Annotated in this window: 26 protein-coding genes; 10 read left to right on the forward strand and 16 right to left on the reverse strand. The window is 42.3% G+C overall.

Going from position 1 to position 24,989, the window contains the following annotated elements; genetic code table 11:
* Positions 1-11: 11 nt before the first annotated feature.
* From NE665_RS17200 to NE665_RS17250, 11 genes are all read right to left on the reverse strand, one after another.
* Entirely contained in the window at positions 12-1,241 is a 1,230-nt protein-coding gene (locus tag NE665_RS17200) for an ATP-binding protein (protein ID WP_117443907.1), read from the reverse strand.
* 226 nt (positions 1,242-1,467) lie between these two features.
* Positions 1,468-2,334 carry a ketose-bisphosphate aldolase gene (locus NE665_RS17205; protein ID WP_117443908.1) on the reverse strand — a complete coding sequence of 289 codons (867 nt, stop codon included), beginning with the start codon at positions 2,332-2,334 and terminating at the stop codon, positions 1,468-1,470.
* A 20-nt stretch (positions 2,335-2,354) separates the two neighbouring features.
* A complete protein-coding gene (locus NE665_RS17210; RefSeq protein WP_117443909.1) occupies positions 2,355-3,209 on the reverse strand; it encodes a class II fructose-bisphosphate aldolase in 855 nt (284 codons plus the stop codon).
* An 18-nt stretch (positions 3,210-3,227) separates the two neighbouring features.
* On the reverse strand, positions 3,228-4,316 hold the full coding sequence (locus tag NE665_RS17215; protein WP_117443910.1) for a PTS fructose transporter subunit IIC: 1,089 nt from the start codon (positions 4,314-4,316) through the stop codon (positions 3,228-3,230).
* Positions 4,317-4,337: 21 nt separating this feature from the next.
* The gene (locus NE665_RS17220; RefSeq protein WP_117443911.1) at positions 4,338-4,649 is read right to left on the reverse strand and encodes a fructose PTS transporter subunit IIB; all 312 of its coding nucleotides are present in this window, start codon (positions 4,647-4,649) and stop codon (positions 4,338-4,340) included.
* Between the two features lie 134 nt (positions 4,650-4,783).
* Complete coding sequence (locus tag NE665_RS17225) at positions 4,784-5,239, reverse strand: fructose PTS transporter subunit IIA (protein ID WP_117443912.1); 456 nt, start codon at positions 5,237-5,239, stop codon at positions 4,784-4,786.
* Positions 5,240-5,313: 74 nt separating this feature from the next.
* Positions 5,314-7,278: a PTS sugar transporter subunit IIA gene (locus NE665_RS17230; protein WP_233104740.1), complete on the reverse strand. Its 1,965-nt coding sequence runs from the start codon at positions 7,276-7,278 to the stop codon at positions 5,314-5,316.
* Positions 7,279-7,302: 24 nt separating this feature from the next.
* Entirely contained in the window at positions 7,303-8,193 is an 891-nt protein-coding gene (locus NE665_RS17235; protein WP_117443914.1) for an ROK family protein, read from the reverse strand.
* Between the two features lie 174 nt (positions 8,194-8,367).
* Entirely contained in the window at positions 8,368-8,685 is a 318-nt protein-coding gene (locus NE665_RS17240) for a hypothetical protein (RefSeq protein WP_233104741.1), read from the reverse strand.
* Between the two features lie 201 nt (positions 8,686-8,886).
* Complete coding sequence (gpmI, locus tag NE665_RS17245) at positions 8,887-10,464, reverse strand: 2,3-bisphosphoglycerate-independent phosphoglycerate mutase (protein WP_117443916.1); 1,578 nt, start codon at positions 10,462-10,464, stop codon at positions 8,887-8,889.
* A 102-nt stretch (positions 10,465-10,566) separates the two neighbouring features.
* Positions 10,567-11,508, reverse strand: coding sequence for an alpha/beta hydrolase (locus NE665_RS17250; RefSeq protein ID WP_117443917.1), 942 nt, complete (start codon positions 11,506-11,508; stop codon positions 10,567-10,569).
* Positions 11,509-11,844: 336 nt separating this feature from the next.
* Here NE665_RS17250 and NE665_RS17255 point away from each other — a divergent pair, with 336 nt between their 5' ends.
* Complete coding sequence (locus tag NE665_RS17255) at positions 11,845-12,768, forward strand: Rpn family recombination-promoting nuclease/putative transposase (protein WP_233104742.1); 924 nt, start codon at positions 11,845-11,847, stop codon at positions 12,766-12,768.
* A 471-nt stretch (positions 12,769-13,239) separates the two neighbouring features.
* Here NE665_RS17255 and NE665_RS17260 read toward each other — a convergent pair whose 3' ends face one another.
* From NE665_RS17260 to NE665_RS17270, 3 genes are all read right to left on the reverse strand, one after another.
* Positions 13,240-13,857, reverse strand: coding sequence for a manganese efflux pump (locus NE665_RS17260; RefSeq protein WP_117443918.1), 618 nt, complete (start codon positions 13,855-13,857; stop codon positions 13,240-13,242).
* Between the two features lie 61 nt (positions 13,858-13,918).
* Positions 13,919-14,485, reverse strand: a complete 567-nt coding sequence (locus tag NE665_RS17265; RefSeq protein WP_117443919.1) for a DUF3795 domain-containing protein — start codon at positions 14,483-14,485, stop codon at positions 13,919-13,921.
* Between the two features lie 289 nt (positions 14,486-14,774).
* A complete protein-coding gene (locus tag NE665_RS17270; protein ID WP_002606536.1) occupies positions 14,775-15,461 on the reverse strand; it encodes a hypothetical protein in 687 nt (228 codons plus the stop codon).
* A 128-nt stretch (positions 15,462-15,589) separates the two neighbouring features.
* Between NE665_RS17270 and NE665_RS17275 the strand changes: the two genes are divergently transcribed.
* From NE665_RS17275 to NE665_RS17305, 7 genes are all read left to right on the forward strand, one after another.
* Positions 15,590-16,636 carry an HNH endonuclease signature motif containing protein gene (locus NE665_RS17275; RefSeq protein WP_117443920.1) on the forward strand — a complete coding sequence of 349 codons (1,047 nt, stop codon included), beginning with the start codon at positions 15,590-15,592 and terminating at the stop codon, positions 16,634-16,636.
* 256 nt (positions 16,637-16,892) lie between these two features.
* Complete coding sequence (locus NE665_RS17280; RefSeq protein ID WP_117443921.1) at positions 16,893-17,315, forward strand: rhodanese-like domain-containing protein; 423 nt, start codon at positions 16,893-16,895, stop codon at positions 17,313-17,315.
* Between the two features lie 4 nt (positions 17,316-17,319).
* Complete coding sequence (locus tag NE665_RS17285; RefSeq protein WP_117443922.1) at positions 17,320-17,757, forward strand: Rrf2 family transcriptional regulator; 438 nt, start codon at positions 17,320-17,322, stop codon at positions 17,755-17,757.
* 3 nt (positions 17,758-17,760) lie between these two features.
* On the forward strand, positions 17,761-18,087 hold the full coding sequence (locus NE665_RS17290; RefSeq protein WP_117443923.1) for a thioredoxin family protein: 327 nt from the start codon (positions 17,761-17,763) through the stop codon (positions 18,085-18,087).
* Positions 18,088-18,103: 16 nt separating this feature from the next.
* Positions 18,104-19,030 carry a thioredoxin-disulfide reductase gene (trxB, locus tag NE665_RS17295; protein WP_117443924.1) on the forward strand — a complete coding sequence of 309 codons (927 nt, stop codon included), beginning with the start codon at positions 18,104-18,106 and terminating at the stop codon, positions 19,028-19,030.
* 54 nt (positions 19,031-19,084) lie between these two features.
* A complete protein-coding gene (locus tag NE665_RS17300; RefSeq protein WP_117443925.1) occupies positions 19,085-20,632 on the forward strand; it encodes a glycine betaine ABC transporter substrate-binding protein in 1,548 nt (515 codons plus the stop codon).
* Complete coding sequence (locus tag NE665_RS17305) at positions 20,629-21,357, forward strand: ABC transporter ATP-binding protein (RefSeq protein WP_117443926.1); 729 nt, start codon at positions 20,629-20,631, stop codon at positions 21,355-21,357. The genes NE665_RS17300 and NE665_RS17305 overlap by 4 nt, the downstream gene beginning before the upstream one ends.
* Before the next feature lie 376 nt (positions 21,358-21,733).
* On the opposite strand, the gene NE665_RS17310 is transcribed toward NE665_RS17305, so the two are convergent.
* Positions 21,734-22,813: a C45 family peptidase gene (locus NE665_RS17310; RefSeq protein WP_117443927.1), complete on the reverse strand. Its 1,080-nt coding sequence runs from the start codon at positions 22,811-22,813 to the stop codon at positions 21,734-21,736.
* A 611-nt stretch (positions 22,814-23,424) separates the two neighbouring features.
* Between NE665_RS17310 and NE665_RS17315 the strand changes: the two genes are divergently transcribed.
* On the forward strand, positions 23,425-24,111 hold the full coding sequence (locus NE665_RS17315) for a helix-turn-helix transcriptional regulator (protein WP_178760156.1): 687 nt from the start codon (positions 23,425-23,427) through the stop codon (positions 24,109-24,111).
* Positions 24,112-24,319: 208 nt separating this feature from the next.
* Entirely contained in the window at positions 24,320-24,796 is a 477-nt protein-coding gene (locus tag NE665_RS17320) for a hypothetical protein (RefSeq protein WP_117445109.1), read from the forward strand.
* On the opposite strand, the gene NE665_RS17325 is transcribed toward NE665_RS17320, so the two are convergent.
* On the reverse strand, positions 24,793-24,989 hold a 197-nt coding region (locus tag NE665_RS17325; RefSeq protein WP_256302583.1), incomplete at its 5' end, for an IS3 family transposase. The two genes, NE665_RS17320 and NE665_RS17325, sit on opposite strands and share 4 nt — an antisense overlap.

The raw sequence follows: 24,989 nt of genomic DNA on the forward strand, positions 1-24,989 counted from the left end.
AATCAACAGGCTTATATGCTGGTTAAAGCTACTGCTTGAACATCCCTATTGATAGGATAATTCTCCTGAGTATTACACAGAATAATACGATTTTCAATCTGATATAGCGAGGATTTCAACTGATCAAATCCCTTTACATCACTTGCTTGAAAAGAAACACCCTGTTTTATTTCTATGAGTGAAAGCCTTCCTTTATAAAGCAGGACAAGGTCAATTTCATTTTGTTTATGATCTCGATAATAATATGCATGAAATGGTTCCTTATTATTTAAAAAGGTTTTTCTTATTTCATTCACTACAAATGTTTCAAAAAACGCACCAGATAAATTGGAAATACGCAGAGTTTCGGGATAATTCAGCTTTATCAGGTAAGCTGCAAGACCTGTATCGCTGAAATACACCTTACTTGATTTTACAACACGCTTCGTTATGGATATATCATTATACGGTTGTAGAAAATATATCAAACCGGTAGATTCCAATATAGAAAGCCAATGCTGTATCGTGTTACTGCTTACTCCCAGTTTTCTGCTCAGTTCAGAAGCATTGATCTGCTGTCCTGTAAGTGCAGCAAGATATTGAAGGAAATCATGAAATTTCAGCTTATCCTTTAGATGTATCAGTTCACTGATATCTCTGTCAATGTACGTATTCACGTAATTCTCATAATAGTCAGGTATCGCTTGATCCATCCGATATAATTCCGGATACATACCCTTTGTAATCAGTTCAAATACATCTTTTACACTAATATTTATACTTTTCTGATACATTGCTATGCGATCTTTTGAAGGTACAAACGGTATGGTTTCTCTTTCCAGAATTTCATCCAGACCCAAAGGCACCATTTGAATAACACTGGCTCTTCCTGCAAGAGACTGTGTTACATTTTTCATTAAATGAAATGCCTGTGATCCTGTTAACAGATACATTCCATTGGCATTACCAGTATCCAGTCTCTTTCTGTTTACAATCTCTTCTATCACTTCAAATAAAACCGGAGCATACTGCACTTCATCTATGATCAGCGGTGTGTGAAACTGCTGTAGGAAATATTTAGGATCAGAAATTGCAAGCTTTCTTTGATCAATATTATCCAGTGACACGTACGCAAAGCCCTTTTCTTTCACGAACTCATAAGCAAGTGTAGATTTTCCTACCTGTCTTGATCCGGTTAATATTACAACAGGATACATATCCAAAGCTTTTGCTATATGTGGTTTTATAGCCCTTTTCAACATGTTCTGCCACCTCATTTCGTACATATTTTAAGTTCTACTTCATAATAACACTAATTTTCTCTTTTTTCAAATTTAATTAATCCATATATGAAAGCTCCTTTTCAAGTATACCCGTGAAAGAGTCCTATCATTACCATTCGCTTTCCTTTTGCATTTTTATATGAAAAGGACTGGTTCCATTGCTTGAACCAATCCCTTTTCATCCTTATAATAAATTATCTTTAACTTAGTAGTAATATTTCACTTTGTCATTGGATTTGAACAGACGAATCTTTTCCTCAACAACTTTTCCACATGCTTCCATCGCCTCCGGATAGATTTCCAGAGGTTCACGATAACCTAGATTTTCATTCAGAGTCTTGCGGCACTGTGTATAGAATGCAACCTTGATATCACTGGAGATATTGATTTTACAAATTCCGTTATCAACTGCTGCAGCGATCTCTTCATCTTTATTACTGGATCCACCATGCAGTACCAGTGGTACATCCACCTTGCTGGTAATGTCTTTTAGAATATCAATACGCAGCTCCGGTTTCATATCCTTTGGATAAATTCCGTGTGCTGTACCGATAGCTACGGCGAAGGTATCAATTCCTGTGTCCTCAATGAACTGCTTTGCTTCTTCAGGAACCGTGTAAATAACACCCTGTGTTCCACCCTCAATTGAATTACCAGTTGTACCGATGGTTCCTAATTCTGACTCAACGGATACATTAGCGATATGTGCGGTTTCCACTACTTTTTTTGTAACTGCAACATTTTCCTCATAAGGCAGTGTAGATGCATCAATCATAACAGATGTCATACCTGCACGGATGGCGCGTACTGCTGTTTCATAAGAATCCCCGTGATCCAGATGGATACATACAGGCACATCGGTCTGTGCTGCTTCATAAATCATTGCCTGAATCTGCGCATCTCCTACAAAGTTAAATTCATCCGGACTCATTTCCAGAATAACTGGCGAATTTAATTCCTTTACTTTTTTCATAACAACCTTTAACAGCTGATCGCTTCCGATGTTGAATGCAGGTATTGCAAAGTGATTTTTCTGTGCAACTGCAAGTAAATCTTTCATATTCATTAACATAAGTTTAGCTCCTTCTTCCCTTACAGGGATTTTCCTTCCGATTTTGATAATCTGATGTAATGCCTGATAATCTCACGACTATCTATTTCAACCTGATGCATCATGACCCAGTAATTGATGTTCGGATCTTTTTCCAGATGCTTTTTGATACTGTCAACATTGGCATTCATGAAATCACAGCCGACATTGATTTTGTTAATACCGTATTTTACACAATTTTCTATGTTTTTATCCCCGGAGCCAGAACCTCCATGCAGAACCAGCGGCATTTTGGTAAGCTCCTTGATTTCCTTTAGACGTTCAAAGTCAAATTCTGGAACATAGCCTTCCGGATAGTTCCCATGAGAGGAACCAAAGGAAATTGCCAGCGCATCAATGCCGGTTTCCTTCGCAAAGCGCAATGCCTGCTGCGGATCTGTCTTCATGGCATCGTTTGTATAATTGCCGCCTTCACTACCACCCATGCATCCGATTTCCCCTTCAACGGAGGCATCGAACTGTCTGGCAAATTCTACGATTTCCTTTGTCATTTTGATGTTGCCTTCCAGATCGTAGCGGGAGGCGTCCACCATGACACTGGAATATCCGTCATGCAGGGCTTTTTTCAAATATCCGATTTCTTCCCCATGGTCGAAATTCAATGCGACTTCAACACTGGCCCGCTGTGCCAGCAGCTTCACGATTGGTGCAATCAGCTCGCTGTCACAGTGATTCACCATATGCTCCTGAACGATATTCACAATGATGGGAGCTCTTAATTCCTGTGCTGCACTTATGACAGCTCTTGCTGTTTCTATATTAAAGCAGTTGATTGCCATGACTGCGTAGTTTCCTTCGTTGGCTCTTTGCAGCATGCCTTTCATTGATACATACATTGCGATCCCTCTTTCTTTTTATGAGAATGTGATGCCGGAAAGATCCATTTCCTCTTCGACCTCTTCCACCTGAACTTCATCTGCTTCGGTTCTCTTCTTTTTGATCAATACCAGCAGAACAGCTGTCACACATGTACCAGCCAGCAGTGCGAGCAGAGCTGCGAATGGATTGGTCATGGCCGGGATTACGAAGACGCCGCCGGATGGCACAGCACTTCCCACGCCCAGTGTAAAGCTGATAGCGCCTGTAACACCGCAGCCGATAGAGGTACAGATAACCGTACGAATCAAATCATTCATTGCAATGGGAATAACACCCTCAGAGATCATGCAAAGTCCCATTGGGAAGGCTACCTTGATGTTTTCAACCTCAGTTGATGTATAAATACGCTTTTTGATAAATTTAGAGATAACGAGGGATAATGTAATTCCGAGTGGTGGAACCATAGCTGCAAGCACCTTAATAGCCTCCGGCTCCAGAATCCCTTCCAGAAGTAACCCATCGCAAATAAGATTTGGAACCTTGCTGATCGGACCGCCGAAGTCCAGACATCCAAGTGCACCGATGATAAAGCCGTACAGAACCTTAGAGCTCTGATCCAAACCTGTGATGAAGTTTGTCAGACCTTCTGTTAACCATACGATTGGTGTACCGATTACAAAGTACATCAGTAAACCTGCAATGATCGAAGACAATGTTGGAATGATCATCATCGGCATCAGTGCCTCTGCCCAGTGTGGAACCTTCAAATGCTTTCTGATGAACAATGCGATATAACCGACAATGTAACCTCCGACCATACCACCCAGGAAGCCGGCTCCCAGGAAGGAAGCAATCTGTCCCATCAGGAAACCTGGAGCGATACCCGGACGATCTGCGATTGAATAAGAAATATAACCTGCGATAAATGATGGAAGAAGCCCCATTCCCAGTACACCGAGTGATGTCAATGCGCTAGGAATCGTCATCTTGCTCAAATCTGTAACTACCTCTCCGCCCATCAGGTTTCCGATGGCAATCAGAAGACCGGAAGCAACTACAAGCGGCAGCATGTAGGAGATGGCGGTAAGGGCATGGCGTTTCAGCTCAGCACCAAATTTTTTCATAATCCTTTTTCCTCTCTTTCGTTATTTGTTTAATTCTGTTTCGATTTTCTGAATCAGCTGTTTCGGTGCCTTCACACACACATTGGTAGGAACCTTCACTGTCTTTTTCCCCTCAAAGCGCTCCGTACCTGTAATGGCGATGTCAATGGCAAGAATGACAACATCTGCGGCTTTGATCTGTTCCGCTGTTAATTCATCCTCTGTACCGATGGTTCCCTGTGTTTCCACATGGATCGTGTGTCCCATACCTTCCGCAGCCCGAATGAGCTTCTCTTTTGCGATATACGTATGTGCGATTCCGGATGTACAAGCTGCAACTGCAACGATATTCATTTGTACGTCCTCCTTTCTTTAACTGTCTATATTATAAAATGTTTCCGATGATCCTTCCGATTCATTGTGGTATTTTTAATACTGCCCTTTTTTTCTTTCCTTTTAAACAGATGGGAAGATAAATGTGGTACTTTTTATTTTCCTGCAAATATTTCCTTTAGTTCTTCTACATTTTCTACCTGCAGCAGACGTTCGACTGCCTCATCATTCCCCAGCTTTCTGGCGATATCCGCCAGCAGCAGCATGTGGTTGCGTGCATACTCATGATCATTGCTTACTGCAAACAGGAAAACCAGACGAACACCCTTATCGTCCAGTGTCTCCCATTCAATCTCATGTTTCAGCTTTGCGATAGCGATACCGACCTGTGTCACAGAATCACTTTTTCCGTGTGGAATGGCGATATAGTTACCGATTCCTGTCGTACCCTCGCCCTCGCGCAGATAGATATCCTTTTTGAAAGCCTCTACATCTGCGATATACCCTGCATCCTTCAGCTTTCCTGCTAGTAAAGTTAATACCTCTTCCTTATTTGCTGCTTCCGCGTTTAAGTCGATGATTCTCTCATCCAATACATCTATTAGTTGCATATCATGTTCCTCCTCGTTTATTTTTTATGATATAAATTGCAAATCTTCATGTTTGTAGCGTATACTTCTGTCGGCTACTGTATCAGATAGCGATACAGCTCCAAATTCGATTTTTTACTGCGTATGATTTTTACCTTTTCATCTGTCTCTATCAGCGATATATATTGTTTATAGAACGACTGTATTCTTCGGATTTCCTCGTGTGTGGACATTTTAAAGCCCAATAGGAAGATTACATCCACCCGATCATCATCCCAGACGATCGGTTCCGGTAATACCGCAATCGCGACATGAGATTCATTTACTTCACTCATGGCTCCATGGGGAAGTGCCACACGGTTTCCGATACTCGTCGTCGTTGCTTTTTCCCGCTCCATGACGGAATCATAAAACTTTCCAGTCACATAACCCTTGAGCTCCATGCGCTCACACATATACTTCAGCAGCTCTTCCTTCGTATCAAATTGCGTATTGATAAACATCAGCTCGGGAGAAAACAGCTGAAAGCAGATCGGCTCAAAGGGATTGATTTCTTCCGATACTCGAAGATTCAGATTATCCATGAAATTCCGAAGCATACCGATACCTGTATCACTCAACAGATTCGGTATAACGATGACACGCTTGTCCGTTTCCTTTAACAGCTTGGAGCTTATGATGATGTCCTCCTCCGGATGCTCATACAGCTTAAAATCATGATGGCTGATGACCTTCAGATTGCTGATTTCCGGCACGGTTTTGCGAATCCGCTCGCTTAGCAGCTGTGCATGTCCCAGATTGCCTTCGGCAAGCAGAATGGCGCTGTATCTCTGATTTCTTCTTTCGAGCGCAGATTGTATGTAAAGCACGATATAGCCAAGCTCATCCTCTGTAATCTGCAGACCGAACGAATTTTCAAACATCATGGAAATCGACCAGGCTGCACGGAAGACCGTCTTGTATTCGGTCTTTATAAAATTTACAAGCGAATTGCTCTGTGGAGAGCCGTAACGCAGGCGGAATATGGTTGGGCGCATATGGAAGATGAGACTTTCCCGCAGCTTGCTGTCATTCGTCAAATCCACCTCCAGTATATTTCCAATCGTAACCAGCATCTCATCAATAAAGTTCAGTATCTTCTGATCGTATTTTGAGATATTGGATATCATATCGACAGCATTATTGATACCGATGAATTTCGAGCACAAAATCTGTGTTGCCAAAAACATGACATCCTCGTTGGAGAAGATCACATGCATCTTCTCATGCAGCTTCTTAAAAATGGCGATCGTAAACGGATATTCGTTGTAGCGTTCCAGAATTTCCTGATCCTCCTGTGCAATGCGAAGCGGTGTACTGAAATCCTTACGCTGATATGCCAGACAGCAGTAAATGAGTATTTCGTAAAAGGAAGTATCTGTGAAACGATAATTCCATTCGTTCTCCGTTTCAATAATCGCTTTCTTTATTAAATCAATATCTATATTGGAGAAAAATTCCTGTGTCTGTCTGCGTGTTTCATCCAGATCATAATCGAGCATGATATAGTCCTTTAATGCAATTCGATAGCTTGTTTCATCATATTTCAGCGAACAGCCGCGGCTTCGTTCGTTATTGATCTGGATGCCGTATGGAGCAAGCCATTTTTCACAGTCCTTGATCACCTTTAATACGGTTGGCGGACTGAGATACAGCTCCTCTGCCAGCTTCTGTGTTGTGATGGTTTCTCTGGGCATCATACGAAAGAATATCTGCAGTGTTTCTCTGACTCGCTGTGTAGCATCGTATCCTACACTGAAGTGCTCAGCACCATCGAGCAGCCGCAGCATTTTTTCCTTCTGCTGTTCATCCATATTCAGCCAGATACCGACACGCGGCTTTTTTTCAATCGAGCCAAGCTGATTTTCCTGCAAATAGCTCTGCAGATGCTCCAGTTTATTTCTGGTTGCTTTTTCCGAAAGAGCAATCATGGAAGCTATTTTACCTGTTGCTACAATATCGCCCTGTACCAGTATTTTCAATATTTCCTTAATATAATAATTTTCTTTTTCAGACTTCATAGACACCTCCTGTGTCTGCAGCTTCTACACCTGTAGAAATGCAAGACAGGCTGCTCCGAGCAATCCGCTGTCTTCACTCAGGTTTGTTTTCACTACCTTTACCAGCGGCCGGATATTCGGATACACCTTTGTTTTCACCCTCTGTTCCACATCCTCAACAAATCCCGGTATTTTGATTGCGACACTGCCGCCCAGAATGACGATTTCCGGATCGACAAACGCATAGATAATGGCAATCGTATTCGCAAGATATTCCTTAGCATCCTCCATAATATCGATTGCTGTTTGATTTTGTGAACAGGCAAGTGAATATACGTCTCCGGCATGCTGTACATCCAAGCCGGCATTTACGGCGCGTGTTGTAATCGCCGTACCGCTGCAGATGGCTTCCACACCGCCAGGATAGATGGAGCCATGGCTGGGACCGTTTCTCCATAACGGAATATTTGCGATTTCATGCGCAAAGCCATGCGCTCCCTGATAGATTTTCTTATCGATGACAAGACCTGAGCCAAGACCTGTGGAGATGGTCAGAAACTGCACATAGGAGTAGTCTTTCCCCTGCCCCAGCACAGCTTCCGCAAGACATGCGAGATTGGCATCGTTTTCCAGAAAGACCGGTACCTTTAAACGTGCACTCAGCTCTTTGCTCACCGCAAGGCCATGCCAGCCTCCTTTTAAATTGGGAGTGTCCAGAATAATCCCCTGTTTCAAATCCAATGGACCCGGACAGGATAAACCGACTCCTGCAATAGCCACGGAAAAGCCTTGCACCGCCTCCTGAATTTTTTGAAGTGTTGCCTGTGGATTGTTTACATCTGTAGGAAACTGTATTCTTTCGATAATTTCATATGCTTCATCAATCAGTGCGATTCTAGTATTTGTACCTCCGATATCAATTCCTGCTGTATACAATCGTATCCCTCCTTCATTTACTTACACGTTAAGAATATCACGAACCCTTTATTCCCTCAAAAAAATATTGGGAATATAAATGAGGTAGTTTTTCTATGCATTGGAAAAAGACCCGCTTATATCAAACGTATATCGTTCTTTATAAACAGGTCTGTTTACTGAATTTTTGTGTATTTATTCAAATACTGAAAGTGTATCATATCCATGAATCGCCGCTGTCCAGATCGTTTCTCTGTAAACAGGGAGAAGCCATGCCTGTTCACCAAGATAGGTTTCCAGACAATCGTCATATTCGCTGATATCCATGTTGTCCTGAAGGGAGCGGTAAAATGGACTCATATCCTTCGTTTTTAGGTAATCGCTGTAGGTACCTATGAACAGGTAGGCATCAGCAGTCTTTGATACCTCGGCATTATATTCCTGCAAAGTAACCTTAATTCCCTTCTCCTGCAGCTGTTTTTGAAGCTGTTCTGCAACCGCTCTGGAATACAATCGAATGTATGAATATACAGAAGAAAGAAATATAAAGCAATCACTTATTTTATAAAAAAATTACAGTAGCTTTCATTTCATAATTATCATGCTAAACACCAAATGGATCATTGGAGTTTTCATGCAAAAAAGCCAATCCTCTTTTAGCTAGGGGACTGGCTTCTATATTATATATACCTAGGCAGATTTTATACAATATGATTATTTTTTAATGATACTTTCATTCCAGTGTTCGTTTGGTGCTACTTCCAGCAAATCAGCTACGGTAGCCGCAACATTGGATAAACCAAGGTGCTCCTCCTGCTTCAATTCCACATCGGCACCATAGATGATAAAAGGCACTTTGTTCAGTGTGTGTGATGTCTTCGCCTTTACAGGAGCATCTTCCTTTTTCTTCTTTTCATACATTTCATCAGCGTTTCCATGGTCAGCGGTCACAATCAGAATACCATTAACAGCATCAACAGCCTTCTTTACGCGAGCCAGCTGTAAATCTACAGATTCCACACCGATCACGGTAGCTTCAAAGTTTCCTGTATGTCCAACCATATCACCATTTGGATAGTTCGTACGCAGGAAATCATAGTTTCCGGATTCGATTGCCGCACACAGAACATCTGTAATTTCTGCAGATTTCATCCAAGGACGCTGTTCAAATGGAATTACATCGGATTTAATTTCCACGTAGTCTTCCAGCTTTTCATCCAGCTTTTCGGAACGGTTACCATTCCAGAAGTACGTAACATGTCCGAATTTCTGAGTTTCACTAATCGCATATTCACGGATACCATGCTTACACAGCTCTTCCGTCAGGGTATACTTAATTTTTGGAGGATATGTCAGGAAATTATGAGGGATGTTCAGGTCAGCATCATACTGCAGCATTCCGGCAAACATCACCTTCGGCATTCTGACACGGTCAAATTTATCAAAGCTTTCATCTCCGTCAAACGCCAGAGAGATTTCCTGTGCACGGTCACCACGGAAGTTGAACAGAATAACACTGTCTCCATCCTCGATCGTACCAACCGGCTTTCCATCCTTTGCGATAACGAATCCAGGCAGATCCTGATCTACTACGCCGGATTCTGCACGATAGGTTTCGATTGCTTCCTTCGCAGACGCAAATTCTCTTCCTTCTCCAAGAACATGCACGTGCCATCCCTGCTCAACCATTGCCCAGTTTGCTTCGTAACGGTCCATCGTAATTGTCATACGTCCGCCACCACTTGCAATGCAGGCATGGAAGCTGTCATCGTTCAGCTCAGCCATGTAAGCTTCTATATCATCTACATAGGTTAATGCACTTGTTTCCGGAACATCACGTCCATCCAGCAATGCATGAACACGCACTTCCTTAACTCCATCTTCCTTAGCCTTTTTGATTAAAGCCTTCAGATGGTTGATGTGAGAGTGCACGTTTCCATCAGAAAGCAATCCAAGGAAATGCATCTTTCCATCCTTACAGTTATTTACAAGTCCGCTCCAGGTTTCTGTTTTAAAAATCTCGCCTGTTTCAATATTTTCATTTACCAGCTTCGCTCCCTGAGAATAAATCTGTCCACAGCCAAGTGCATTGTGTCCTACCTCGCTGTTTCCCATATCATCATCAGTAGGAAGTCCAACTGCAAGACCATGTGCCTTGATTTCTGTATGCGGGCTGTTTTCCCACAGGTTGTCTAATGTTGGTTTATACGCTTTTTTTACGGCATTTCCAAATTCGGAATCGCTGATTCCCACACCGTCCATAACCACTAATACTACTGGTCTTTTACTCATTTTCAATACCTCCTGTATTCCCTAATAATATAACACTTTTTGCTAGTTTTAGGAATCCTTTTATATCAATTTCAGCCGTTTGTATGAAATAATGATATGCTTCTATATGTATTTTTCAAGGAAGGTATCCACCTTTTCCCAATAGGCCAATGGATCGACCTCCCTGCTCTTTCCATGTCCGGCACCTTTTACGAGCATAAGCTCCTTCTCACCGGCTGCAGCCTTAAAAAGCGGGTATACCATATCTGTTGGCACGAAATCATCTGAATCGCCATGGATGAACAGCATAGGAACCTTCTTTCTTTTCACAGCGGATACCGCATCCGCATCCCTTAAATCGTAGCCCGCACGAAGCTTCGTCACAAGATTTGCGGCATCCAGTGCCGGAAAAGACGGCAGTCCGAACAAATCATCTAGCTGAAAGCTAAATTCATCCCAGGCACTCGTGTAGCCGCAGTCTTCCACTGCGACCTTTACAGCTTTGGGAAGCTGTTCATTTCCGCTCGCCATCATAACCGTGCTGGCTCCCATTGATACACCATACAAGGCAATGTTTGCTGAGCTGTCCTGCTTCAGAATATACTTCGTCCATTCAACAATATCCTCGCTGTCCCATGCGCCCATACCGATGGAATCTCCTTCACTTTGTCCGTGAGAGCGAAGATCAGGCACCAGAACGCGATATCCCTGTTCAGCGAAATGATTTGCGACCGCTGCCATGTTTTTTGCTTCGCTGATGTAACCGTGAACGACAATGATCCATTTATTTCCGGTTTGATTGATTTCATAAGCGTGCAGCCTATAGCCGTCTTTATTTTTCATCCAGACATCCTTTGTATCGCGCGCCATCATTTCATGATAGGAATCCTTCGATGCCTGTGCTGCTTTGGGATCCTCCTCTTCATTTCCAAAAACAACGCTTTTATCACTATGTGCGTCAATCGCCAGTGTATAGAAATAATTACCGGCAAATCCAAGACCGCCCAATACCAGAATCAGTAAACTCATGCCGATTCCGATAATCACTTTAGTTCTCTTTTTCATATCATCACTCCATTTACTTTTATAATCAAACTTTGTTATTATAGCAGACATTATCTGAAAAGCAAGTAATGAAGTATGATTTGGATATCTTTTCGTGTTGTATCGTTATGAAGCATACAGGATCGTACAGGATGAAGCTAACAGCTTTTTGCATGGTCCGAATATATCATACAGAAACCATCCTATAGCATTGAGAAGCTTTTTGCGCATTTAGTCCCTCTTTGTCATACACAAAACATCAATAAATATTAACAAATTGTGGATTATTTAGGAATTTCACACCTTCCATACGTATAAAGGGGTGTAAGGAACCCTTACAGAATGGAGGACATGAAGATGTCAAATCAACTGAATTACAGCAATGATCTATTTTTTAAGTACACCCTTTCCCGTGAGGACGAAGGCTCCGTGTACGCCCGCAACACCATTATTCAGCGTGCTACCGGAATCAGGGTTAAGGAAAGCACCGTCCTGAATCCGAATCCGGGCATCATTGGAAAGAAGCGTATCATTCTGGATGTCCATGTGAAGGATGAAATGAATCGCCATTTCAATATCGAGATGCAGACGACCTACAAGGGAATAGCGGAAATGATGCGTTTTGAATTTTATGGAGCCAGAGCATTGAACAATCAGCTGAATAGTGGAAAGAAGTACAAGGATTTAAAGCCTGTATACCAGATTATTTTCATTGATGAGTATGCTTGGAACAACCGAAATCTGATCAATCACTACCAGATGCGCAATGAGCAGGGAGAGAATGAAAGCTACTATCCGCTTATCCTTCGCACCTATATTCATATGCCGGCAATCAATGACATTGTAAAGGAGAAGGAGCTGCAAAGACTGAATGACTTTGAACAGCTGGTGTACCTGTTTGAAAACAATGAAAAAAATGATATACTGAAGTCAAAGGAAAGGCTGGTGAAGGTATTCATGGACAAGTACGAGGAAATGCAGAAGGACGATGAGCTGTGGTCGACCGCTATGGCTATTCAGATGGGAGAAGCGTGTTACCGCTATGGCTTGGAGGATAGCTTTGAAGAAGGAAAAACAGAAGGAAAAATCGAGGGAGAGAAGATTGGCATACAAAAAGGTAGGATATCGCTGTTACTCAAGCAGCTGGAAAGTAAATATCGTGAGGATTGCTCAGCCTGGCTGCAATCTTTAAGCAATGAACAAATCGAAGCCGTATCCAGCTTGATCCTGGTCTGTAATTCTTTCCAGGAGCTGAAGAATCAGATTATGATAAGGAAGTAATACATAGAATCAAACATAATAAAACTGTTTTATAGGCAACCGTTTATAAAACAGTTTTTTGTTCTCTTTCAGACACTTTCAAACATATAAGGCTATAATACAACCCTGTTCATACAGTTGAGCATATCCGCTTCGCTGCCTTCGTTTATCATTTTCAGTCTGCGCATTATCCGGAGACATACACGTATATCCCGCATAAAGAAAACAGCAGCGCTACCCACCCAATCACCCCTGAAGCAGCACAGGTCTTTTACAGGGCTGCAAGAAGAATATCCGCTCCTAAATCATACATCCATATGACGGTAATCATCAACGAATCACATTGCGGCCAAACAGGTTTTTCGATGGGTCCCTGTCACAAAGCCCTATCGTATATGCAAAAGCAAGGGAAAGCAGGCTGTAAGCCAAATACAGAAGCAATTTATATCAAGCAATAGAACCAAAAAATACATATCCCAAACAGATATGTATTCAGAGTATTCTTGAAAAAGCCAGAATCAGAAACAGAACTCCGCTGACCCAGGACAGCCTGCACTCTTTCAGCGATAGCACTCTGCTGCCCAGAAAGGATCCCCCCAGAATTGCCAGAATACCAACGCAGAAGCTGATGACCAGCACCGGCAGTGGCTGCACAATACTGATTCCCAGCGCAAAGCCGCTCGCCAGTGAATCAATCGACAAAGCCACCGCCAGATACAGTGCCTCCTTCAGGGAAAGCAGCTTACTATGATCCGCATCCGCCTTCGTTTCATCCAGATATATATCCAGAACAAACGATATTCCACTGTATTCAAAACTTAGCTTTTTCCGTTTATAGGTGCCAAGAAACGACTTGATCGTTCCCTGAAACAAGGAGCTAAGACCAATCATAAAGAAAATCGCAAAGGATATCATGCGGCAGATATACGGCGGTATAAACTGTTGTATAAACGCTGCTGTATACAGGGAAAATGACAGAAACAGCACACCGATAGAGGAAATCAAAACCGCTGATTTCCAGGGTATCCGGATATGTTCGCCACCATAGGCAAGAGAGGCCAGAAAGCTGTCCAGACTCAGGGCAATGACAAGTAAAAAGGCATTCCACATGCTTATCAGACTCCTCTTTACTATCATATTGAATCCAAAAATTTATGTGACGAACGTTTTCTTATCCGGCAGATTTCTGTTTCGGTTTCTTACGAAGCTTTAATTCAACAGGGATTTGAGCAGCGGCCTCCTGCAGCAGAGATGCAGCCAGCTCAGCTTTTTCCTTCCTTGTATATGTATCCGTTTTTGCTTCCGATAAACGTTGCATGATACATCTCAGCTCCTTCAGCTCCAGCAGATTTACGGCAAGTGTAAACAGCGTCTTTCGTCTGCCATCATTATAATCAGATAAAAGCTCCTTCAACAAATTGATTTTTTCCTGCTGCTCCTCATGATATGCAGTGGCTCCGATCGTCTTCATGCGCAGGAAATCCTGCATGCGGTTGCGGTGCGTGATAAAGGAATCATACGCATCCGGCTCTGCATACCGCTCACAAGGAAATTCAGAGCACGCAGAGCAATACAGCGGTGTGACCTCCCTTTGCATAGCACACCGTGCTATCGCACACGCCTGATTTCCGGCGCCTCCCCCACACCCGGGACAATAACCACCCAGCTGCATACTGCAGAGTCCGCAGTTTAAGCCGCATAGTGAAAACAGCTGATCCTCACGTTCAAATCCCTTCATACACACACCTCCGCTTTGATAAAACGATGCATCTCTGTCTTCATTCTACCATCTCTATATCAGAAAGTCATGACTTTTATCGGTATGTGATTATCAGCCCTAGCCTGCTGAAAGGAGACAATATCCTTGCGTACCTTAGAATACGAAGCAGCCGCTTGCTGGGACGGTTGAAAGCTTACAAAAAAACAGGAAGCGAGCGATGTCGAAATTGCTCAATCCTCCTGTTATTTATTTACAAGTGCTGTGTCGAAGCATGTATGTCGTATTGTGTATGCATGCCGTAAGTAGATTACAGTTCTGTAATATTACCTTTCTTATCAGCCAGAATCACACTCATATTCAGGCTGTTTTTTACTGCTTTCGGTATTTCATTCCACTGCCTGCGATAGGAAACAGAATCGTTGAATGCAATACTGTAATGCGTATTTGTATCCTCGATATGCTTTAAAACCTCGCTCAGCTTCACCGGCAGTGTCTGTTTTCTTCCCCGCTTGATTCCCTGTACATTGATCACCCAGCGTTGGCTCTCGTTGTGTGCTTCAATGAAATCCTTATTTTCGATGTATTCCCAGCCATGCTCACCCAGCCAGGATTTGATAAGATTGCATAAATCCTCTGTATTTCTCTTCATTTTTGCTTTTCTGGCGGCCAGCTTCTCTTCTTCACTCTTTGCCGGTCTGCCACGCTTTTTATTCGGAAACATGCGCTCTCTTTCTTCCAGCTGCTCTACATAGAAGCGTACGGTCAGATGAGAACCAAAGCCGGTGTTTCCCTTTGGTCTTCTAAGAATCTCATCACCTTCCAGCATCAGCTTGTAGATCGCCTGGCAGCAGGTTGGCATCGTTGCATGGTTCGGGCTCACGTTCGCATGCAGCTCCTTGGAGTTTACTTCTATAAATGCCTTGCCTTCTTTTTGTGCAGTCACCTTCATGTTTTCAATAACTTCCAAGTAATCTTTAATTCCTGGACCTTTCATTCTTTAACACTCTCCTTTTATTGCTTACATTGTAAATGTTTTGATTTGTCGAATACTATCACAATTTGACCAGTTAGAAAATTTTTTTAAAAAATATGTGTATAATAGAGTTAGGAAGTGGTGAAGACATGAGAAAAATGCTATTTAAGAAAATTCTGAGCATCCTGGATGCCATCGAGCTGCAGGGCGTAAGCTTACATGATGCCCCGCTGCGTGTTTATGAGGAGATTGCAGGCGAGTATTATGCCATGAAGCTCAGTGAAATTCGGGATTTGATCAGCTTTCTGAATGAAAAGAAAATGTTGAAGACAACGCCGCGCGGAATTGATTTAACGCCTGCGGCAACAATCTATGCCAAAAGCAACCAGAATTCCGGTGTGGAGGCTCTGTCTATTTTTGAAAGCTTTATCAAGGATCCTTTGATTTTCCGATACTATCATGAACAGATGCGGACAAATCCGTTTCGTGATAAACAGTTTGTCCTGGAATATGTTGACAGAGAAAGCCTTCAGCTCATGCTGCAGACTACTCTGTTTGAGGTCGTGGAGGAGAAGCTGCGCTTCCATCCGCGGCTGCTGAAGGGAATTTCGGATATCCTGCAGGAATACAGTGATGAAAAAATACCGCTGGTATCCATCACACTGACTGCGCTGTACACCTCCAGTATCGTAGCTCACGAGGATATGCGTATTGATTATAAGAATACCAGCTACAGTATGATTGATTATAAATATAAGCATATCATACATGGTATCATTCCAAGAAAAGGGATACCCCATGACCGAGATGAAACCAAGGCGCTGCAGGTGTTTTATAAGGATACGCTATTTCATGAGTTTGACCACAGCTGTCCGATTTGCGGCATCAATATACCACATATGCTGATTGCATCACACATCAAGCCGTTTCGTGACTGTGCACATATTTATGAGGCAATCGACCATGATAATGGGTTGCTTCTATGCCGCAATCATGATTATCTCTTTGACCAGGGCTATTTTACGTTTGACGAAAATGGCTATATCATCTTCAGTGAAGAGCTGCTGGATAAAGAGAATCTGGACAGTGCCTACAGTCTTCGTAAAAACTACAGGCTTCAAGACTGCTATCTGAGCGAAAACCGGATGAAGTTTATGGCATATCATCGGGAATTTATTTTTCGCAGGAACAGGTAAGATATCCAATCCCTATTATAGAGACAAAATATAAAGTAAATATTAACAGAACATAAAATAGTATGTGAAATTGTCAAAGAAATGATGCATGCTGTTCCTAAGAAAAATATCATGAAGGAAGCTCACTGCTTCCTTTTTATATGGCAGTTTATATAATAAATGGCCATTTAAGATTAAAGAGCTGTTCAAAAAGCGAAGCAGGATAATTGACTTTCCTAACTGTAACTTTTATAATTACAGTAAAAGGAGGTATCGTATGAAAAAAATAGCCTTGTTTACCGTATTTGCCTGTATCATGGTCATACTGCAGGGTTGTGCAAAGGATATGCCATTGGAGGAGAATAAGGAAGCAACACAGGAAAACAGCAATGCCTATCACAAAATAGACGCGAAGAAAGCAAAAGAAATGATGGATGCCGGAAAGGTCACAATCGTTGATGTAAGAACACAGCAGGAATATAAGGAAAAGCATATACCAGATGCCATTCTCGTTCCGAATGAAACAATAGAGGAGGAAGCGAAGGACAAGCATCCGGATCCGGATGCTGTATTGCTTGTACATTGCCGAACGGGAGTCCGCAGTAAGCAGGCAAGCGACAAGCTGGTACAGATGGGATATAGGAATGTGTATGATTTTGGTGGTATCAATGACTGGCCGTATGATACCGTAAGCGAATAAGCTTATGAATAGCGAATTTATTATTGCTCTGCATGCACTTGCCTATCTAAGGCATCGCAATACAAAGGTTTCCAGCGAGGAGCTGGCGAAAAGTATATGTACAAATCCGGCACGCATCCGCAAGGTGATGGCCAAGCTGAAGAAAGCAGGACTGCTGGAAACAAGAGAGGGTAACAGTGGCGGCTATGAGCTGCATGGCGATGCTGCCGCAATCAGGCTTTCTGACCTTGCACAGGCGTTACAGCAGCCGCTAACGAAATCCGGCTGGAGAAGCGGTACACTGAATACCTATTGTATGATAGCTACGGGTATGGGTACTGTTGTGGACACGCTGGAAGCTACCCTGAATGAGGTGTGTATGCAATCCCTTTCTCAAATCACGATCGAAGATATCAGCCAACAGCTGATTGCTATTGAAAACCATAAAAATAAGGAGGAATGAAGTATGGCACTCGTAACAGCAAATAATGAGAATTTTTATGAACTAATTGAAAAAGAAGGGACTGTTGTGGAATTTTGGGCACCGTGGTGCGGATACTGCAGGCGTCTGGCACCGGTATTGAAACAGATTGCAGGGGAGTATCCTGATCTGACACTGGTACAGGTGAACATTGATGATTATGAAGAACTTTCTGATCGCTATGGTGTGGAAACGATCCCCTGCATGATGGTGTTCCATGATGAAAAGCCATCCACTCCTTTGATTGCACCGCAGGCAAAAGCGCAGGTAATCACTTGGATGAAAGAACAAAAAGCTGCAGGAATCGAATAGAAGGTGAGGTATTCTCATGAACAAGCAGATATATGATGTGGCGATTATCGGCGGCGGTCCGGCTGGCTATAGTGCAGCTTTATACTGTGCGAGGAGTGCATTATCGGTTCTCGTACTGGAAAAGCTATCAGCGGGAGGCCAGATGGCAACCACTGGAATCGTAGAGAATTATCCAGGCTTTGAGGAAGGCATCGACGGCTTTGACCTTGGAGAAAAGATGCAGCAGCAGGCAGAACGCTTTGGCGCAAAAACCGTTTATGCCGGTGTTGAAGGTGCGGATTTAACAGCGCAGCCAAAGCTTTTACATACGGATGAAGGCGATATGGAAGCGAAGACGGTTATCATTGCCACAGGAGCCTATCCAAGAGAGCTTGGTCTTCCAAATGAATCCAGTCTGCGAGGGCGCGGTGTCGCTTATTGTGCAGCCTGTGACGGCATGATGTATAAAGGGAAGGATGTCATTATAGTCGGTGGCGGAAACAGCGCCATTGCGGATGCTCTGTATCTAGATAAGATATGCAAAAGTGTTACTCTGATTCATCGTCGCGAGGAGCTCAGAGCAAGTAAGGTGTATGCGAGACAGCTGGAAAACAGTACCATCCGGTTTGTCTGGAACAGCCGTGTAAAAGAAATTCTCGCAGATAAAAGGGTCAGCGGAGCCGTTATTGAAAACATGAAAACAAAGGAAACACAGGTCATAGCTGCACAGGGGCTGTTTGTCGCTATCGGTCGCATTCCGGATACAGCAGTCTTTGAGGGACAGCTGGAAGTGAACAAGGCAGGCTATATCGTTGCGGATGAAACAACACGCACCAGTATTCCCGGTGTATTCGCCATTGGAGATGTTCGTGATAAGCCTCTGCGTCAGATCGTCACTGCAGTGAGTGATGGAGCTGTCGCTTCTAAGTTTGTAGACGAATTCCTTGCAGGATTGCCGCAATAAAGTTACAATGAAACAAACATAGCAGGATGTGACGGCATTCGGGGAGGAAAGCGTATGATACAGGAATTGTTTGATTTTATAACACAGCGTTGGGATTTTCTATTGCCGCTTATTTATGAGCATTTGCAGATATCCGCAATCGCTATTGTCTTTGCTACCATAGTGGGTGTCAGTATCGGTATTCTCATTGCAGAAAAACGAAAGGCTTCTTCTCTGACACTTGGAATCATCAGCTTTCTGTATACGATTCCTTCTATTTCCATGCTGGGCTTTCTGATTCCGGTAACCGGGATCGGTAATACGAGCGCCATCATCGCATTGAGCATTTATGCACTGCTCCCTATCATACGTAGCACCTATACCGGTATCACCGGTGTGGAAGAGGATATTCTGGAGGCTGCCCGCGGCATGGGAAGTACCGCTGCACAGATTCTCTGGCGCATTAAGCTTCCGCTTGCCATGCCGGTTATATTATCCGGCTTTAAAAATATGGTGGTGATGACGATTGCCCTGGCGGGTATTGCTTCCTTTATCGGTGCAGGCGGTCTGGGTGTCGCCATTTACCGCGGTATCACAACCAATAATTTAACGATGACGCTGGCAGGAAGTCTGGCAGTTGCTGTACTTGCCTTTGTCTTTGATATTCTGATGAATATTCTGGAATCCTTTTTCACAAAACGGAAGCATTCCAGAAAACAGAAGCGCGCCGTGGCTGTTGTGCTTCTCTGCATTCTGCTTGCGGGATGCACGACCATGCTTACGATTCCTTCTAAAAAGGATACCATTCATATCGCCACAAAACCAATGACAGAGGAATTTATCATCGGAGAAATGTTGAAGCAGCTGATTGAAGATCGAACAGACCTTTCCGTTGAAATAACCAAGGGAGTCGGCGGAGGTACAAGCAATATTCATCCGGCAATGGTTAAGGGTGATTTTGACATGTATCCGGAATATACTGGAACCTCTTGGAGCTTTGTGTTAAAGAAAAAAGAAATACCTGAACACGATATCCTGTACAAGGAGCTTGTCAGGGAATATAAGCAGCAGTATCATCTGGAATGGACAGGCTTATACGGCTTCAATAACACCTATGGTATCGCGGTCACAAAAGAAACAGCACAGCGCTATCACTTAAAGACCTATGCTGATTTGGCCAGCGTATCCAGTCGAATGTCCTTTGGCGCAGAATATGACTATTATGAACGTGATGACGGATATGATGCTATGGTCAAAGCAAATGATTTTCATTTCAAGAAAAGCATTGATCTGGATATCGGTCTGAAATATGATGCCCTGTTGAAGAAAGAGGTGGATGCCATTCTGGTTTTCACAACCGATGGAAGAATCAGTGATCCCGATATCGTTGTGCTGCAGGATGAAAACAATTATTTTGAGAAATATTATGCAGGAACTGTTGTTCGTGAGGAGACACTTGCCACATATCCCCAGCTGCGCAGTGTTCTGGAGCTGTTAAATGGACAGATCAGTGAAAAGGAAATGGCGGAGATGAACAATGATGTTGAAACCAAGGGCAGAAATGAGGCAGATGTCGCAAGAGATTTCCTTGTGAAGAAGCAGCTTCTGGAGGTGACAAAATGAGCAGCATAAGAATGGAGCATATCGTCCACTCCTATGGAGAGCATACTGTCCTAAAGGATTTCAGTATGGATATTCACGACGGGGAGTTTATCAGTGTAATCGGTGGAAGCGGAAGCGGGAAGACAACCGTTCTGAAGCTGATCAATGGTCTTCTGATTCCGGATCAAGGTGAAATCTATGTGCAGGATAAGGATATTCGCAAGGTGGATCAGAATGAGCTGCGCCGCAATATCGGCTATGTCATTCAAAGTATCGGTCTGTTTCCGCATATGACGATTGAGGAAAACATCGGTTATGTACTATCTCTGACGAAACAGGATTCCGCTTTGATTCAGGAGCGTGTCAAGGAAATGATGGATATCATGAAGCTGGAGAAGCAGTTGCTGACCCGCTATCCTGACGAGCTGAGCGGCGGTCAGAAGCAGCGTGTCGGTATTGCCCGTGCACTTGCTTCCCATCCGAAAATTCTGTTAATGGATGAGCCGTTTGGTGCCGTGGATGAAATTACCCGCCACTCTCTTCAGGATGAAATTCTCAGGATTTATCATGAATTGCACATCACAATTTTCTTTATCACGCATGATATCCGTGAGGCACTGCGTCTTGGAACACGCGTCATGATTATGAAGGATGGCAACATCGAACAGTTTGATACACCGGATATTGTGAAAAAACAGCCGCAGACAGAATTTGTCCGACAGCTGTTATCCTATCTGAATGAGTAAAACAGAATATCAAGGATTCTATGAATACCTTATAAATATAATTAAGAAAATGGAGAGATGATGCTGTGAATCATAACAGCAACCATACGCTCCATTTTTATTATCATCCAGACTTACAAAAATCGTTAATACTATTGCCTTAACCGCCTATCTATTGCATAAATCTGTTTGCTTTCCTTATGTGATACCATTGTGCCATAAACTATGGTAAGCAGATATTTTGGATTGTAATCTCTGATGGTTTCCATCAGTGCAAGCTCACGCTTTAAAATTTAACCGTCAGCATTATATTTTTTCATATCTTCATGATTTTCAAAAAGCTTTGCTATCTTAAAAAGAAAGCAGAAACCACAATATTATGATTTCTGCACACGCATTATTTTTCGTTCAAACTGATTTTATATGTTTTGGAAAAGTCCATTCCCATAGAAATCGTTGCACTTAATTCTTTTGTATCATATACCACAGACCATTGTGTTGAGCTTAGTCTACCACTTTCTGTCTTATGCTCTTTCTGTGAAACTGCCTTCAATAAATTCATTGCTTCCTTATTGGAAATGACTCCTTTGTTTTTCTTTAAGGTTGTCATCAACGTCTTATAGCGGTCCTGTCCCTTTCCAAAGTCATAATCTCCCGGTGTTAACAAAAAGTTTGTTGCGGCCTGATAGCTGTCCTTTGGCTCCACAAGCTTCATTTCATTGTTGATGTATTCAACCACAACGGAATCTCCACTTTTGTCAGCGATATGAAAATGATAACAGCTATTAGCACTGGAATGCATATCGTATTTTTTCAGCATTGCAACTGCTTCCTCCACCGTAGCACATTTATCCAGCATCATGCGGATTGCCGTGGTTGTCGTGATGTCCACCTTGTCTGTCTGCTGGTTGGTTTCCTCTGTTGGAATCAGTAGCACACCGACCGTCAGACCTTTTTCGTTGATTCCGTCCAAAGGTGCATACGGCGCAGCCAGTGCTGTAATACTCTTTGTGAAGCTATCCGGCAGTTTTTTCTCACCATAGCCAAGGAAAGCCAGATTCACCATGGATATGGAAGCATAACCATCATCCGGTGTTGTTTTCACCATCATTCCCGGTGAATAGGTCAAATCAAAATTTCTTCCGAAAATACGATTTCCGTTTTCATTTTCCGCACTGAAGGTGGAGCAGCCCAGACTTGGTATATTGATTTCAATCGGCAGCCCCTTTAACAGCCGTTTTACAACAAAATCCACCAGCTCCTTATCATTGCTTGCCCCTGTTTCAAGGAAACTGTCGAAGCCATAGTCTCCTTTATAGTCCATTTGATACAAAGGATAGTCGTTTAATTTATCAATAGAATTTATGGTCGCTACTTCATTATGGAACATGGCATACAGGCCAAGCACCAGAACAAGTAAGACAGTAATGATAGATATTCCAGTAATTTTTATAACTCTCTTTGCTTTCGTGCTCATACTTCCTCCTTGTGTCTGATGACACGCAGGGAAAATATTACCACGAGATAATTTGATTGTCAAACATATTATTTTGAAAACCAAACATTTGACGATTCTGGTATTTAAATAGACCTGTTACATTCATTGCCATACTGAAAGGAAGATTTTAACAGTTATGGATTACAGGTCGGACATGTTGCATACCTTTCCAGGCGGTGGTGAATAGCACGGCACATGCCACTTGAAAAAGATTCGTCTAACTAGAATGATAATTATGAATCGTACAATCGAAAGAAACTAATCTCCATTTGAAATGGTGGATTTTATTTTCTTAAACTTATAAATTTACTGACCCGATTCTGATCTTTGTTGGTTTCGTGAAGCAAAATGCCTCCAAACTGTTGTTCTAATCATTTAATTCAGTTCCTTCTAAAGCAAGCAGATTTTAATTTCATGTACCCAACCTTCACAGCATGAAGAAAGTATATGGAAGTGCTATGCTTTTCTCTTCATTATATTTCAGCAACCTCAGGTGGCATAAAATAAAAGAAATGCACGTCTAAATTGGTTTACGCTTCGAATTGTCCTCTGTATAATGAAGATATAACATAGAATAGGAGGAATCACGCATGGCCTTTGGGAATAATTTGCAATATCTGAGAAAAATGCATAGAGGAATGACACAGGAGGAACTGGCAGAAAAAATGGATGTATCCCGACAAACGATATCAAAATGGGAAATGGGGAGCGCTTATCCGGAAATGGAAAAAGCACTCTTATTGTGTAAGCTTTTTGCCTGTTCTCTGGATGAACTCATGCGCAAAAATATGCAACAGGAGGATGCAGCCTACCAGAATATGCATATCGAAGAAATACCCGCATTCCATTATATAAGATATGTGGTTATCAGCTGTGATCCGGAAGGCGATGCATTGCATCACATACGGGAATGGGCTGCAATGAACGGCATTGTAGAGCCAAACATTATCGGGTGGGATTTTCCGATTCTCTCACAGGAACAAATCAATGTTTATCATATGCACGGCTATTCCGCAGCATGCATACTTCCTGAAGGCTACGATTTCACCTGTACAGAGATACAGCAGCAGAAGGCTCAGAAATATGCTGTATTAACGATTACCGATCCATTTAATCAGCCCTTTGTCAGTATTCCAAATGCATTCAAAACACTTCTTCGTTACATAGAGGTAAACAATCTGACACATAACATGACGAAGGATATTATTGATAACTTTGAACGTGTATATGAAAAAGACGGTATGACATTCATGGATATTCATATCGCTATAGAATAGAACCTTACTTCCCAAGTGCTTTACAAAACAAAAGACCGGACATTGCTTCAGTCATCCTTCATTTCATATGATTAAGCTGAAAAAAAGAAAGAAGAAATAACATGCCTAACTTCATATAAAGTGTACCCCATGTCAAGGACAAAGATAAAAAAACCAGTGTAAAAAATAAGCAGAATATATTATCTTTGATTCATGGAGGTGCATTAGTATGTACAATAATGAATTAAAGTCTCTTGGTAATGTAGAAGTAAAAGAGTTTATGCTATCAAAAGATGGGTATAACCTTATTGGATTTCTTGGTAAAGGTACTCATTATAATTGGCTATCATTGCCGCAGCTATGTATCAGCGTTGAACTTTCAGATTTCCATGATGATTTTTGGAATACTGAGCAATTAGCTTCATCTCTTGACGATTTTGTTTTGATTGATTTGCTTATTTGTACAATTCACGACCTTGATCATTTGTTTGGTAAAGTTAAGCAGGACTGTTTTGATGGAAAGAACTTCATCACCACAAGAGAGTATACTTTCTGGCTTGAATGCGAATGTGAAAGCCTTTCAAGGCAGTTGATACAATTTGAAAATGATCTATTTCCTTCGAAAATGACACAAGAGGATCTTGATGATGATAGATTACATTATTATATTTATTCCAGAGAACAGTATGGCACAGATGCATTTTAGGCTTCTGTGCCTTTTCTTTCTAACGGATAATTCCCTGTAATACTATACTGATAATATTCATCAGGTGATAGTTTCGCAAGGTCCCACTGGTAGCGTTCTGTATTGTAATAGTCCATATAATCATCTATGACTGTCTTAACTTCGCTAAAAGTGTTACAGCTGCTAATATTTATTTCGTCTTTCATATGCCCAA

Origin of the sequence: Clostridium sp. DFI.1.208 (assembly GCF_024463855.1) — a bacterium.
In the GTDB taxonomy this organism is placed as follows: Bacteria; Bacillota_I; Bacilli_A; order Erysipelotrichales; family Erysipelotrichaceae; genus Clostridium_AQ.

Coding starts and splice junctions, on each gene's coding strand:
- NE665_RS17200 (WP_117443907.1), bottom strand. CDS start 1,241: ATGTTGAAAAGGGCTATAAAACCACATATAGCAAAAGCTTTGGATATG.
- NE665_RS17205 (WP_117443908.1), bottom strand. CDS start 2,334: ATGTTAATGAATATGAAAGATTTACTTGCAGTTGCACAGAAAAATCAC.
- NE665_RS17210 (WP_117443909.1), bottom strand. CDS start 3,209: ATGTATGTATCAATGAAAGGCATGCTGCAAAGAGCCAACGAAGGAAAC.
- NE665_RS17215 (WP_117443910.1), bottom strand. CDS start 4,316: ATGAAAAAATTTGGTGCTGAGCTGAAACGCCATGCCCTTACCGCCATC.
- NE665_RS17220 (WP_117443911.1), bottom strand. CDS start 4,649: ATGAATATCGTTGCAGTTGCAGCTTGTACATCCGGAATCGCACATACG.
- NE665_RS17225 (WP_117443912.1), bottom strand. CDS start 5,239: ATGCAACTAATAGATGTATTGGATGAGAGAATCATCGACTTAAACGCG.
- NE665_RS17230 (WP_233104740.1), bottom strand. CDS start 7,278: ATGAAGTCTGAAAAAGAAAATTATTATATTAAGGAAATATTGAAAATA.
- gpmI (WP_117443916.1), bottom strand. CDS start 10,464: ATGAGTAAAAGACCAGTAGTATTAGTGGTTATGGACGGTGTGGGAATC.
- NE665_RS17250 (WP_117443917.1), bottom strand. CDS start 11,508: ATGAAAAAGAGAACTAAAGTGATTATCGGAATCGGCATGAGTTTACTG.
- NE665_RS17255 (WP_233104742.1), top strand. CDS start 11,845: ATGTCAAATCAACTGAATTACAGCAATGATCTATTTTTTAAGTACACC.
- NE665_RS17260 (WP_117443918.1), bottom strand. CDS start 13,857: ATGTGGAATGCCTTTTTACTTGTCATTGCCCTGAGTCTGGACAGCTTT.
- NE665_RS17265 (WP_117443919.1), bottom strand. CDS start 14,485: ATGAAGGGATTTGAACGTGAGGATCAGCTGTTTTCACTATGCGGCTTA.
- NE665_RS17270 (WP_002606536.1), bottom strand. CDS start 15,461: ATGAAAGGTCCAGGAATTAAAGATTACTTGGAAGTTATTGAAAACATG.
- NE665_RS17275 (WP_117443920.1), top strand. CDS start 15,590: ATGAGAAAAATGCTATTTAAGAAAATTCTGAGCATCCTGGATGCCATC.
- NE665_RS17280 (WP_117443921.1), top strand. CDS start 16,893: ATGAAAAAAATAGCCTTGTTTACCGTATTTGCCTGTATCATGGTCATA.
- NE665_RS17285 (WP_117443922.1), top strand. CDS start 17,320: ATGAATAGCGAATTTATTATTGCTCTGCATGCACTTGCCTATCTAAGG.
- NE665_RS17290 (WP_117443923.1), top strand. CDS start 17,761: ATGGCACTCGTAACAGCAAATAATGAGAATTTTTATGAACTAATTGAA.
- trxB (WP_117443924.1), top strand. CDS start 18,104: ATGAACAAGCAGATATATGATGTGGCGATTATCGGCGGCGGTCCGGCT.
- NE665_RS17300 (WP_117443925.1), top strand. CDS start 19,085: ATGATACAGGAATTGTTTGATTTTATAACACAGCGTTGGGATTTTCTA.
- NE665_RS17305 (WP_117443926.1), top strand. CDS start 20,629: ATGAGCAGCATAAGAATGGAGCATATCGTCCACTCCTATGGAGAGCAT.
- NE665_RS17310 (WP_117443927.1), bottom strand. CDS start 22,813: ATGAGCACGAAAGCAAAGAGAGTTATAAAAATTACTGGAATATCTATC.
- NE665_RS17315 (WP_178760156.1), top strand. CDS start 23,425: ATGGCCTTTGGGAATAATTTGCAATATCTGAGAAAAATGCATAGAGGA.
- NE665_RS17320 (WP_117445109.1), top strand. CDS start 24,320: ATGTACAATAATGAATTAAAGTCTCTTGGTAATGTAGAAGTAAAAGAG.